We start from the raw sequence: 12,308 nt of genomic DNA, 5'->3' as shown, positions 1-12,308 counted from the left end.
TCTTTGAAAATTGTAAGTTCATTAACAATTTTTTAATCTAATTACTCTTATAATCTACTTTTTAAACTACTCCCATGCAGAAACTTCTACACAAGTGGTTATTTGCGCTGCTCGCTGTAGCGCTGACCACTCTCCAGGTGATGGCACAGGAGCGTACCATAAGCGGGCGGGTCACGTCGGCTGAGGATAATACGCCGATCCCGGGTGCCAACGTCGTTGTTAAGGGCACAACCCGTGGTACTACCACCGACGCCAACGGGCGTTTTACCATTTCGGCCAATGCGGGCCAGACATTACGCATCAGCTTCATCGGCACAGTACCACAAGAAATTCAGCTTGGCAATGCGACGTCTCTGAACGTTTCGCTGAAAGCCGAAGCGTCTAGTCTGAACGAGGTTGTTGTTACGGCCCTTGGTATCAAGCGCGAAAAACGGCAGCTAGGTTATGCCGTAACCGAAGTAAACGGAGCTGACCTCGCTAACTCACAGCGCGATAACTTCATTAACGCCCTGCAAGGCCGCGTGGCCGGTTTGCAGGTGGGTACATCCAGCGGTATGCCGGGCGCTTCGTCGGGTGTGATCATCCGTGGGGTAAACTCCATCAGCGGCAACAACCAGCCGCTCTATGTGATCGACGGGATGCCGATTGATAACCGGACGGCTCAGAACAACCAGTTCGTTGCCGGTGGTATCTCCGGTCAGTCATTCGAAAACCGGAACATCGACTTCTCGAACCGTGCCCAGGACATTAACCCGAACGATATCGAGACCATTACGGTCCTGAAAGGCCCTGAAGCGGCAGCTCTCTACGGTGTTGAAGCGGCCAACGGCGCCATCGTGATCACGACGAAAAAAGGGAAAGCCGGTCAGGGACGTATCACTTACTCCGCTACCTTTACCAGCCAGCAGGTTGGCCCGCTGCCGGAAACACAACGCGTTTACAGCCAGGGCGTAAACGGCTCTGCCAATAACACCAGTTTCACGGCCTTTGGTCCGAAATATGCAGAGACCACGCAGTTCTACAATAATGCCGACGGCTTCCTGCGCGACGGAACCGGACAGCGTCATAACATTTCGTTCGACGGCGGGTCTGAACGCGTTACCTATCGTTTATCAGCCGGTTATTTCAACAGCAAGGGCGTTATTCCTACCACAGAATACAAGCGTCTTAACGTAAGTCTGGGCGGAACGGCTAAGATCAGCAACAAATTTTCGGTAGAATCGACGTTACAGTACATCAATACGGATAACCAGAAGGTGTCAAAAGGGACAAACTCATTCCTGCTTGGTTTGCTGTCGTGGCCTGCCAACGATGATATGGCCAGTTACCTGAATCCGGACGGATCACGCCGCAAAGTAACGACCGGCTCGTCTGAAATCGAAAACCCGTATTTCGACGTTTACAAGAATAAACTGCAGGATAAAGGCAATCGCGCGATTACCAACGTTGGTGTAAATTTCACGCCAACTGACTGGCTGACACTGACGGGCCGTGTGGGTCTGGATGTGTACTCAACACAGTATCTTTTCATGTACCATCCGGAATCTAACCGCGCGGGCGGTGTTATCGGTGGTTCGCTGGATCAGGCAACGGATAATAACCGTACGTTTACGACCCAGTATTTTGCTACAGCCAAGAAAAACTTTGGTAAGTTAAGTTCATCTCTTCGGGTTGGTCAGGCCATCTACGATTATAACTATAACTCGCTGGCTTCACGCGGTGAGAAATTCCTCGACCCTAACTTCGTGTCTATCAACAACACGGATCCGCTGACCCAGAAGTCGAAGAACTTTATCCGCCAGCGTCGCCTCATCGGTGTGTTTGGTGATCTGACACTGGGCTACAACGACGTTGCGTTCCTGACCGTAACCGGCCGGAATGACTGGTCGAGTACGTTCCCGAAGGCCAGCCGTTCGTTCTTCTATCCATCGGCTTCATTCAGCCTGATCTACACGGATCTGCTGCCGGCGGGTAAATTCAAAGACGTATTGAGCTACGGTAAATTCCGGATTTCGGCCGCACAGGTGGGTAAAGAAGCACCGGAATACTCAACATCACAGGCGTATGAGAGCCAGACAACAACCGGTGGTGGTTTCAGCTACGGCTTTACTGCGCCCAACCCGTATCTGGTACCGGAAAAAGTAACGTCGTTTGAGGTCGGTACCGAAATGAAGTTTTTCAACAACCGGCTGGGCGTTGATCTGGCCTACTACAAAACAACGAGTGTTAACCAAATCATCCGTGACCTGCGGATCAGCTACGCAACGGGCTTCATCCTGAAGACCATCAACGGTGGCCGCCTCTGGAACAACGGGGTTGAGTTATCCATCAATGGTGAGCCGATCCGTACAAAGGATCTGACCTGGAATATCGCGGCCAACTTTACAAAAACCAACAGCAGACTTGCCGAATTACCGTCAGGACAGTCTGAGTTCTACAACTCAGATACCTGGATTTACGGTAACGTCCGGAATGGTATGCGGTTAGGCGGTACGCTGACTACGCTGACGGGTAACTCATACATGCGCAATGCCAACGGCGATATCCTCATCAGCCCATTGACTGGCTTACCTTTTACAGAAACGGTATGGAACGTGGTGGGTGACCGGAATCCCGACTTTGTGATTGGTCTGGTCAACAACCTTACCTACAAAAATGTTGGCCTGAGCTTCGTGCTGGATATCCGGAAAGGTGGCGATGTGTATAATGCAACCGAGTCATACCTGTTCCGCAATGGATTAAGTATGAAGACCCTAGACCGTGAGCAGCCGCTCGTTTTCAAAGGTGTCCTGAAAGATGGTCTGGAGAACACGGCCACTCCTACGCCAAACAACATTCAGATTATCCCTTATTACAACACCGCCTATTACTCAGGTCTGTCTGACCAGAATTTTATAGAGCGTGATGTAAACTGGGTGCGTCTGAAAGAAATTACGCTGCGTTACAGCCTGCCAAATACACTGCTGGCACGTACGAAGTTGTTCAAAACAGCTAACCTGTTCGTGACCGGTAACGACTTATTTATTCTCACCAACTATACGGGTGGTGATCCGGGTGTAAATGGTGCTAATACAGCAACCGGTGGCTCTGGCGGTCAGGGCATTGACTTTGGTAACCTGCCATTGCCACGCGTGTTTAACGTAGGGATCAACATCGGTCTTTAAACATTTTTGATCAATGACATTCAAGAAACTTTCTGCCCTGCTGGTTGCCGGTCTTGCACTGACCCTCAGTGGCTGCGATAAATATCTGGATATTAATAAAAACCCTAACAACCCTGATGTAGTCGAAGCGCCGTTATTGCTCGCACCCATTCAGAATCAATACGTGTTAGGTATTCAGTTTGATGCCCGCTACATCGGCTCATACGTACAAAACTGGCATCATAACGTAGCTGGTACAACATGGGATATTCACGGTTATGTACAAAACAGTGATGCCGGTGGCGAAATCTGGCGGAACGTCTACTGGCGCGGTGGCCGTAACCTGCTGAACATGATGGATGATGCCACGGCCAAACAGCGCTGGGATTATCTGGGCGTCGGACAGGTATTTCAGGCATGGGGCTGGCAGATGCTGACCGACATCCACGGTGAGATTATCATTAAGGAAGCCTACGATCAGGACCCGAACAAAAACACGTTCAACTATGATACGCAGGAATATGCTTATGCAGAAGCCGCCCGTCTGTTGCAGGAAGCCATCAAAAACCTGAACCGTTCAGACGGAGCGGTATCAACTGCATCACTGGGTCGGGGTGATATCATTTACAAAGGTGACCGGATCAAATGGAAGAAATTTGCCTATGGTTTACTGGCTATCAATGCCCACCATTTGTCTAACAAAAAATCGATCTACAAACCCGATCAGGTTATTTCTTACGTAGACAGCGCCCTGAGCAGCAATGCAGACGATGCTATGTTTACCTTTAATGGCTTGAGTACGGCCGATGGCAGCTTCTTCGGACCATTGCGCCAGAACCTGCAGGTATATGGTCAATCGGCCTTTATGCTTCGCCTGATGGACGGAACAGTCTTTAATGGGGTTAAAGACCCTCGCCAGCCTGTTATGTTATCAGCCAGCGGCGATGGTACATACCGTGGCATTATTGCCGGCCTCGGTCAGTCGACTGCTACCAGCGTACCGGTTGCTACGCGTGTCCCTAACCTGTGGGGTGGTCAGATAGCGGTCTTACCTCCTGTCGGTACGACCGGTAAATACTTCTTTACCGACAAAGGCCCGTTCCCATTGATGACGTATGCCCAGCTCCAGTTCATCAAAGCCGAGGCGGCTTACCTGAAAGGTGACCTGGCCACCGCACTGGCCGCTTACCGTAAAGGGATTGAAGCGCACCTGACATCATCGTATGTCAACGTATCTGCCGCTGACCGTACGGCCTATCTGAGCAATCCCGCTATCGTTCCGACAGCGGCGGGCGACCTGAAATTAAGCCAGATCATGCTGCAGAAGTATATCGCGCAGTGGGGCTGGGGCTTCCTGGAGCAATGGGCCGACCTTCGCCGGTATAACTACAGCCCGGATGTATTTACCTCATTCCAGTTACCGACTAATTACCCTACGGCTAATAACGGAAAACCAGCTCAACGTCTGCGGCCGCGCTACAACTCCGAGTATGTGTGGAACGCCGCTGCGCTTCAGCCATTAGGGGGTCTGGAACCGGATTATCATACAAAACCAGTCTGGTTCACTCAGCCTTAATCTGCGACAATCGCCTACTTTAAACAGACTGTAAAGCAATGTTCAAAAATATCATCTATATTCTGCTGGCGTCAGTGCTCTTCATTTCCTGCGAAAAGAATGCCCTGCAATTGCCGATTGAGACAATTACAACGGGGGCGCGGATTAAATTTATCCACGCTGCTCCGGATACCCCTCCTGTTGATTTTTATATCAACGGAGCGAAGTTTACGGGTTTCACGCCAACTGGTGCAACCTCAACCTTTGCCGGTAACCCGGTTGGCCTGCCCTACAATACTACATCGCCTAGCTTTGCGTCTAATTATGCCATCGTAACGCCCGGGACTGTATCACTCAGCGTTACAGCTCCGGCAACAACAACTGCTGCCAGTGCAACGGCCGTTGGTTCGCAAAGTCTGACCCTGGAAGACAACAAGTATTACTCGTTGTTTGTCGCCGGTCCGACAACCAAACCGGAGTTACTTCTGGTCAATGATGACTTTAGTGCTGCCATTGATCCAACCAAAATCTATGTCCGGTTTATCAACCTGACGTCAGGCCAGAACTACGATATCGGTTTGGGTACCGGAACAATTCTGGCACCAAACCTGGCCTATAAAGGTGTAACAGGATTTATTGCCGTTGATGCCAACACAGTACCTACGTTTACGTTTCGCCTGCCAGGTTCGGCTACCAACGTTGGTACGGTTACACTTGGGGCGACTTCTTCGGGCCGCGTTCTGACGGTCTTCACCCGCGGAGTAGCAGGGCGCACCGGTACACCGGCACCGGGGATCAACTTATACGTAAACCGTTAGTCTGAATCGCGGTATGTTTAGCATCCCCCGGCATGGTCTTCTTTGCCGGGGGATTTCTTTTTTACTACCTTGCTGCCCTTGATCCGCTAACTTCCCTTTACCATGAAAAGGACGATCCTATTCCTTTCTTTCTGTTGCTGTTACCTTACGTCATTCGCCCAGAAAGGCCCTGTCCGCGTACATGCTCACAACGATTATGAAAAACCAAAGCCGTTTCAGCAAGCCTATGAATCCCGGGCCGATTTTATCGAAGCCGACGTATGGCTGCACAATGGCAAGCTCGTTGTAGCCCATACACGTGAAGAAATTAATCCTGCGCTAACCCTTGATTCACTGTACATCAATCCGATCATTAAGCGTTATTCGGAACATAAGGACCGGATCAGCAGCGACCGTTCGTATGCACCGGCGCTGGTAATTGATGTGAAGGACAAGTTTGAGGAGGTGTTCCCACTGCTGTCAACTCAGATACAGAAATGTATTAACTGCTTCAACCGGACGGCCAATCCGATGGCTGTCCAGCTGATTATCAGTGGGAACCGCCCTAAGCCGGATGTGTTTCTGGACTATCCGCCCTACATCTGGTTTGATGGCCGCCCTACCGAACTGTATGATGAAGAAACGCTGAAGCGTGTAGCGCTGGTGAGTGATAACTTTAAAAGCTATTCGCGCTGGGATGGTACTGGTGAGATTCCGGAAGCAGACCGCGAAAAGCTGAAACGCATCATTAAACGGGCCCACAACGACGATAAACCAATCCGGTTCTGGGCCATTCCTGATTCGCCGAACGGCTGGAAACAGCTACGCAAACTCGGTGTCGACATCATCAATACCGATAAGGTTGCCGAATGTATCGGGGAAATGAAATAAAACGGAGCCGGTAAGATTTACCGGCTCTGCTGCTTTAATCCAGTTGTTTTTCAATCCAGTCGAGCCCACGGTCAAGCATGGCTTCGGCTAGCCGTACCCGGTTATCAAAGTCCAGGTTTCCGGTTACGCGCTGCGTCATAAATTTCCGGATCAGACGGGCATTTTCATCCGGCAACAACGCCTCAACCACATCATCTGATTCAGTTTTGTAGGACTGAAAACCGGGAACCGTTGTGTCAAAATGCTGGAAGAACAAATGTCCTTTTGCCGTCCGGACGGCACACAGAATACCGGATGCCCGGCTGGTAGATGGCGCCAGTGTTCCTTCGAGTCCCCGTTTCATAACAATCACCCCGTCAAAGCCAGCCAGCAAGGCCAGCTCAGCCATCTTCATCTGGTAAGTAATGTGAAAGACCGACGTAACCAATATACGTGCGTGGCAGGGATTCAGTAGTTTTTCCATGGTCGCCAGAAACGGCCGTTTCAGGAGCAGACGCCGCCGGTCAACCCAATGGTCTAAAGCCGGCGAGAGCGCTTTTTGATCGACTACCCAGCCATAGGGCCCCGGATCATCGCACAGTTCATGATTACTTTGCGCAAACGTACAGCCCAGATGCACAAACAGGTCATACGCATTCAGGGTATATTTAGGCCCACCCGACCGGCTGACCATCGAAACCGTGCCGTATCCCCGGCTTTTTATGTAGCGGGCCAGCAAGGGGGTAATCATGAAACTATGGTCTGCCCCGTCGAAAGGTTCGGCAATCTGCACCAATGGCCGGTCTGCGCAGCTCATGGTTTTAAAGCCCGGGGTAAACGTCCGTTTAGCGGCTTCCATCAGTCCGAGATATTCATCGTTAGTCTCGTGACGAACACGCAGAATACTGGCGGCTAGCCCTCTAAAAAGTTCACTTCCGCCTTCCCTGAATAAATACTCGCCTAACTGATGGGCCTCACTTACCCGCAGGGTATGTCCTTTCAGCAGTTTTGTTGCAATCGGCAGCATGCCCATCGGTAAGTCCGGGCAAACTTTATGAATAAAAAACGTAGGATGCGAAAAGGCTCCCCTGCCAACCAGCGTTTCAAGCTGACGCTCAGCCGGTGTCGGACCTTTGGTCATTAATGCGCCCCAAAAGGCGCCACGTTGTAATGGATGTGTATTACCGGATTGTAATTCAGCCAGACACGAACGGATAAGTTCGTCAGGTAAAGGTTTGCTTCCGTTTTTACCTACCCCAATCAGCCGGATGGCCTGCATGAGGGATGAATCTTCCGGAACCGCTGAAACGTTTTCTGGCCATGTAGCAGTCATGACTAATGCATAGTATTGGGTCCGGAGGCAAATATATTAAATTTTTATATTTCCATTATTGATAATATATTATTTCAAGTATATAAAAATAATTAAAATTTTATTTTGACATTTTAATTATTACCATTACTTAACTTCTCATTCAGGACAGGTGATTTTATAGAATGTATAGCTCAGTGTAAAGGCCGCATACGTATACTTATCTTTTATGGCAAGATTACCCTGCTGAAGTTTCGCCAAACTTGCCGTTGGCCCCAGGCCATCTAATGTATCGTTATTTGTAAAACGGGTACCGAACTCAAACCCAACACTCCATGGACGGCGGAATTCGTACTTAAAACCGACTCCCAATGGATACATCATACGTTTATCTTTTACCGGGCGCGGCGAATACACCATATACCCAATACCGGCAAATACGTATGGCGTCCAGTTTTTAGGCCAGCGTACCATTCTGAAATCCCTGAAATTATACTCAACATCGGCAGAAATTTCACCGATCGTTGTGCGAAATGAGTAATCACGGGCTTGTTGAAACGGATCATTGCTCACACGGTCTTCTGCCTTGATTGCGCCTATCCCGATACCAGCCCTTGCCGAGAAGGAGCGGGTCGCATTATACCGGAAAAAGAGATTACCCGCCGGCAGGGCAAATCGCGGATTAATTGACGGGGATATGTCTCCCTTATAGAGATAAGTCCCTAACCCACCCCCAATTTCAATTTGTTGCGCCAAGGCCAACGGGGTAAAAAAAAGTCCGGGTAGCATCAGCAGCCAGACCTGAAAACCTGATTTCAAAATAGTTTTACGTTTATGTTACGTTCGTTACCGGATTGGGGGGCATTTAATTTTAGCCGGAATGACATATGTCAGTTGTAAGCTCGTCAGCAGATACGAATCCGGCAAGATACCTTTCGTACCTCTGGTTGTTTCGGCCGGTAAAGAGCCTGGCTGCAGTTTCTGCAAGGCAGCCGTACGATCATCGCCTTTCCGGGCGGCAATGACTTCGTTACGCCGGTCACTCATCGTGAGAGCCAGTCCACTCAGTTGCCCGGCGGCCGGATAGGCTCCTCCGGCATCGTCCAGATAATCGGTAAACGTATAACGGAAACCGGCTTCAAAGGAGATATTAAAGCTTTCGTTCAGGGCATATTTTACACCGATCCCAACCGGAATCGATAACGTTACCAGCGAATAAGGTTTTGCCATCCCCGGCTGACCTTGTCCTTCTGTATTCAAGGGCTGCAACTTTACCCAGCGGCGCGAGGAGTCGGCATTGGTTGCGCTATAAGGCGTCCTTGCCTGAGGGCTATGGGCTAATAGGGCAATACCGGCAAACAGATACGGATTGATTTTCGGGCGTTGCTCCGGCGTTCGCCCGTCCGGTTTAAACTGATAGATCCCTGTGATCGCAAACTCTTTTAAGTCATTCCGGAAGTGAAGATTACGGGCAAACTGTATCGGATATTTTCCCGGGTTATTCTTATTAAACGTATAATCATCACCGGAAATGCGTGCCCATGTAAAAGAAGCTCTGGCAGCAAGTTTCGGTGTGAAATGCCGTGTATAGTTAATCCCCGCATTCCAGCGCATCATCAGAAACGTTGCCTTAACCGGCTGACGATATGAGGCTAATTCACCATAATAGCTGGATGTGCCGATGCCTCCTCCTACTTCAGAATATGGTAAGAAATGGGTATTTCTACGAGCTTGCCCATGACTGTGATGGATCAGGCCACCGGCCAGCAGCAGAGCGAGCACCCCTCTTTTTAAATAATAATTACGTTTCATAAATGACTGTCCCCTCCGAACACTGGTTTCCTGTACAGGATTATTGAACCTACTTCGGAAACGGCTAAAAGGATGTTTTTATTGAACATTCAGGCTAAAATTATGCCAGGCTTATTAAACCGCCCGTTAATTCCGGACATCAAATCCCCAATTGAGCTTACTACGGAGGGTATTCAGGAAATTATCGTCACTAAGTTTAATCAGACGGGCCTTAAACTTTTCTTTCCGGAGCGTAATCCGCGTTGAGGTATCTACTGTCCGGGAGCGCGAGTCGAGGGCTACCAGAAAGTTTCCGCTCCGGCTTGCGACTTCAAAGGATAGCTGGCATGTATCCATGATAATCATCGGGCGGACATTCAGGTTATGCGGACTAATTGGTGTTATGATAAAGTTGTTATTGTGCGGCAGCAGAACAGGTCCTCCGCAGCTCAACGAATAGCCCGTCGAGCCCGTGGGTGTTGAAATAATCAGGCCATCAGCCCAATATGAGTTCAGAAACTCGCCATCCAGATACGTATGTACCGTAATCATGGATGACATTTCAGTACGGGTAATGGTAAAGTCATTTAAGCCAAACGGAATCCCGTTAAAGATATCATGGTCGGCCTGAACGTGTACCAGTGAGCGTTCATCAATCGTAAAATGCTGATTGAACAAGGCGTGAATCATCCCTCTGATATTGTTTGGCGAAACCGTCGCCAGAAAACCGAGGCGGCCGGTGTTAATGCCCACAATGGGCGTTTGCCGCGCGCCTACGTGTGCTACTGTTTCCAGCAGGGTACCATCTCCGCCAAGGCTTAAAACAAAATCAGCGTCGAAGACTTCCTCCGGCGCATGATAAGTGGTTTGGCTATTATGGGAAACACCGGCAAAGTTGAGAAACTCGCGGTATGTGTTCGATAGTTGGATTTCGGTTCCCCGCTCGTTCAGATCATCAAACATAGCCTGTATAAACGGCTTTGTCTGAACGGTAAAGTTTCGCCCGTGAATGGCTATTTTCATTGTTCGCGGAATTTGTCACAACGCAGGCTGACTACACAATGCCAGCGCACCGGTGACTATGTATTTAAATAACGAAGCAACAGGTCCAGCCGCTCCTGATCTACACTTTCAATTGGCTCATTGGCAAAGGCAGCGTCTATCTGATAGCCAAAGCGCTCAAGTGTTGATACGACAGCGGTAATGTCTCTCCGGTTGAGTTTCAGTGTAAGACGGGATTTGTCCGGCATTCCATAGGCAGCACTTGAAAAATAGCAGCTTATGATCTTGACATTATTCGATTCGACCAACCGGCTAATTTCTGCCAGGGAATAATCACGTTCATCAATACTCAGGATCAGAATAGCGCCCGGCTCCAGTATACCCAGATCGCGGACAAACTGTTTGATCAGTTCACTGACCGAGATTGTTCCCATGAAATCATTATTGTCGCTCAGGACAGCAATTACGCCAAGGCGATTTTCGAGTGCCGTTTGCAGGACTTCGTAGAGGTGCTGATGTTCGAAAACGAAAAGCTGCTCATGACGGGCCATAACGTTGGAAAGCAGCAGCATATCATCTGATACGTCCATCAATCCATCTTCGTCAAGCAGCCCTTTGTACTCATCCTGATCGGTAAGTACTAATTGCCCGATGCGGTGTTCCTGCATCCAATCCAGCGCTTTGCCGACGGTATCCGTTAGCTTTAAAGCGGGCAACATAGGATCTATTAGTTCAGCAGCGAGCATAATGCAGTTAATTTAGCTAATCTGTATGGCAGAAAACTAAGAAATTTCTTTCTTAGTTTCCAAACCTTATTAAGCGAAAAGTTTTGCACACCCTGCCAACGGCTTATTATGGCCTTATTCCCGACTGCTTTTCTGTAAATATGTTTCAGGAAAGCTCAGCCGGAACCGTAACCGGATTGCGTTCTAACCAGTCAATAAGCAATTCATTAAAGCGCTCAGGGTGCTCCATCATTGGGGCATGACAGCATTTATCAATAAAATGAAGCTCAGATCCGGAAATCAGCCGGTTAAATTCATGGGCAACCTCAGGCGGTGTAATGGTATCGTTTAATCCCCACACCAATAACGTCGGTACCTGAATTTTTGATAAATCCTTTGCCACATTATTCCGCTGCGCTGACTTGGCAATTGCCACAATATTCATACACTTCGGGATACTGCTGGTGATGTCAAAAACCTCATCGATTAATTCCTTCGTCGCCACTTTCGGATCATAGAAGGTATAGGCGACCCGCTCAGCAATGTAATCATAGCTGCCACGTTTCGGAAACGATCCGCCCATTGAGTTTTCAAACAACCCCGAGCTGCCGGTCAGGACCAGCCGCTTTACCTTGTCAGGGTGTTTAAACGTATACAATAACCCGACATGACCACCCAACGAATTGCCAAGCAGTGTCAGATCATTCAGGCCCTTAAAAGCCTGAAAACGTTCGATAAATGCAACAAGGCCTTCCAAACCAGCTTCCCTCATCGGCATGGTATAGATCGGCATCATCGGAATTACCACTCTATATTGTTTCGAAAAGACATTGATAACACTATCCCAGTTACTCAATGCGCCAAATAAGCCGTGCAGCAATAACAGCACATCGCCCTGACCTTCATCTACGTAGTGGAATCCAGCTTCTTCACGGATTTGGTAATTCATATCTGCTGAAGTATTAATTGTTAATTATTCAGTTAGGCAATCATACAACTAATCCACTGTAAAATACTATTTAAAACAAAATATTGTTCAGCGGCCTGTGTGTCAACCGATTAACTTTTATGGGATTATATGATTGTCCTCTCGTTTTGCAAAAATACAAATTC

At 48.9% G+C, this 12,308-nt stretch carries 10 protein-coding genes; 4 read left to right on the top strand and 6 right to left on the bottom strand.

The features are described from left to right. Positions 1-74 precede the first annotated feature (74 nt). From BLX24_RS15470 to BLX24_RS15455, 4 genes are all read left to right on the top strand, one after another. The gene (locus BLX24_RS15470) at positions 75-3,164 is read left to right on the top strand and encodes a SusC/RagA family TonB-linked outer membrane protein (RefSeq protein ID WP_071504055.1); all 3,090 of its coding nucleotides are present in this window, start codon (positions 75-77) and stop codon (positions 3,162-3,164) included. Positions 3,165-3,177: 13 nt separating this feature from the next. Continuing rightward, positions 3,178-4,719 carry a SusD/RagB family nutrient-binding outer membrane lipoprotein gene (locus BLX24_RS15465; RefSeq protein WP_071504054.1) on the top strand — a complete coding sequence of 514 codons (1,542 nt, stop codon included), beginning with the start codon at positions 3,178-3,180 and terminating at the stop codon, positions 4,717-4,719. Between the two features lie 38 nt (positions 4,720-4,757). Further along, entirely contained in the window at positions 4,758-5,516 is a 759-nt protein-coding gene (locus tag BLX24_RS15460; protein ID WP_071504053.1) for a DUF4397 domain-containing protein, read from the top strand. 102 nt (positions 5,517-5,618) lie between these two features. Then, positions 5,619-6,386 (top strand): phosphatidylinositol-specific phospholipase C/glycerophosphodiester phosphodiesterase family protein, encoded by a 768-nt coding sequence (locus BLX24_RS15455; protein ID WP_071504052.1) that lies wholly within the window; start codon positions 5,619-5,621, stop codon positions 6,384-6,386. Positions 6,387-6,420: 34 nt separating this feature from the next. Here the strand turns inward: BLX24_RS15455 and BLX24_RS15450 are convergent, their stop codons facing one another. The 6 genes from BLX24_RS15450 to BLX24_RS15425 all read right to left on the bottom strand — a co-directional run bounded on the left by BLX24_RS15450 (position 6,421) and on the right by BLX24_RS15425 (position 12,144). Continuing rightward, on the bottom strand, positions 6,421-7,698 hold the full coding sequence (locus BLX24_RS15450) for an anthranilate phosphoribosyltransferase (RefSeq protein ID WP_071504051.1): 1,278 nt from the start codon (positions 7,696-7,698) through the stop codon (positions 6,421-6,423). Positions 7,699-7,836: 138 nt separating this feature from the next. Beyond that, positions 7,837-8,466 carry a type IX secretion system protein PorG gene (gene porG, locus BLX24_RS15445; RefSeq protein WP_071504148.1) on the bottom strand — a complete coding sequence of 210 codons (630 nt, stop codon included), beginning with the start codon at positions 8,464-8,466 and terminating at the stop codon, positions 7,837-7,839. 57 nt (positions 8,467-8,523) lie between these two features. After that, positions 8,524-9,489, bottom strand: a complete 966-nt coding sequence (locus BLX24_RS15440) for a DUF6089 family protein (RefSeq protein WP_071504050.1) — start codon at positions 9,487-9,489, stop codon at positions 8,524-8,526. Between the two features lie 126 nt (positions 9,490-9,615). Further along, complete coding sequence (locus BLX24_RS15435) at positions 9,616-10,491, bottom strand: NAD kinase (RefSeq protein WP_071504049.1); 876 nt, start codon at positions 10,489-10,491, stop codon at positions 9,616-9,618. A gap of 56 nt (positions 10,492-10,547) precedes the next feature. Continuing rightward, a complete protein-coding gene (locus tag BLX24_RS15430; RefSeq protein ID WP_071504048.1) occupies positions 10,548-11,216 on the bottom strand; it encodes a CBS domain-containing protein in 669 nt (222 codons plus the stop codon). A 145-nt stretch (positions 11,217-11,361) separates the two neighbouring features. Further along, on the bottom strand, positions 11,362-12,144 hold the full coding sequence (locus BLX24_RS15425) for an alpha/beta fold hydrolase (protein ID WP_071504047.1): 783 nt from the start codon (positions 12,142-12,144) through the stop codon (positions 11,362-11,364). Positions 12,145-12,308: the final 164 nt, after the last annotated feature.

It is taken from the genome of Arsenicibacter rosenii (genome assembly GCF_001870735.1).
GTDB lineage: Bacteria > Bacteroidota > Bacteroidia > Cytophagales > Spirosomataceae > Arsenicibacter > Arsenicibacter rosenii.
Note: the sequence above shows the minus strand (reverse complement) of the source record. Positions and strands in the feature narration are given on the sequence as shown.

Coding starts and splice junctions, on each gene's coding strand:
- BLX24_RS15470 (WP_071504055.1), top strand. CDS start 75: ATGCAGAAACTTCTACACAAGTGGTTATTTGCGCTGCTCGCTGTAGCG.
- BLX24_RS15465 (WP_071504054.1), top strand. CDS start 3,178: ATGACATTCAAGAAACTTTCTGCCCTGCTGGTTGCCGGTCTTGCACTG.
- BLX24_RS15460 (WP_071504053.1), top strand. CDS start 4,758: ATGTTCAAAAATATCATCTATATTCTGCTGGCGTCAGTGCTCTTCATT.
- BLX24_RS15455 (WP_071504052.1), top strand. CDS start 5,619: ATGAAAAGGACGATCCTATTCCTTTCTTTCTGTTGCTGTTACCTTACG.
- BLX24_RS15450 (WP_071504051.1), bottom strand. CDS start 7,698: ATGACTGCTACATGGCCAGAAAACGTTTCAGCGGTTCCGGAAGATTCA.
- porG (WP_071504148.1), bottom strand. CDS start 8,466: ATGCTACCCGGACTTTTTTTTACCCCGTTGGCCTTGGCGCAACAAATT.
- BLX24_RS15440 (WP_071504050.1), bottom strand. CDS start 9,489: ATGAAACGTAATTATTATTTAAAAAGAGGGGTGCTCGCTCTGCTGCTG.
- BLX24_RS15435 (WP_071504049.1), bottom strand. CDS start 10,491: ATGAAAATAGCCATTCACGGGCGAAACTTTACCGTTCAGACAAAGCCG.
- BLX24_RS15430 (WP_071504048.1), bottom strand. CDS start 11,216: ATGCTCGCTGCTGAACTAATAGATCCTATGTTGCCCGCTTTAAAGCTA.
- BLX24_RS15425 (WP_071504047.1), bottom strand. CDS start 12,144: ATGAATTACCAAATCCGTGAAGAAGCTGGATTCCACTACGTAGATGAA.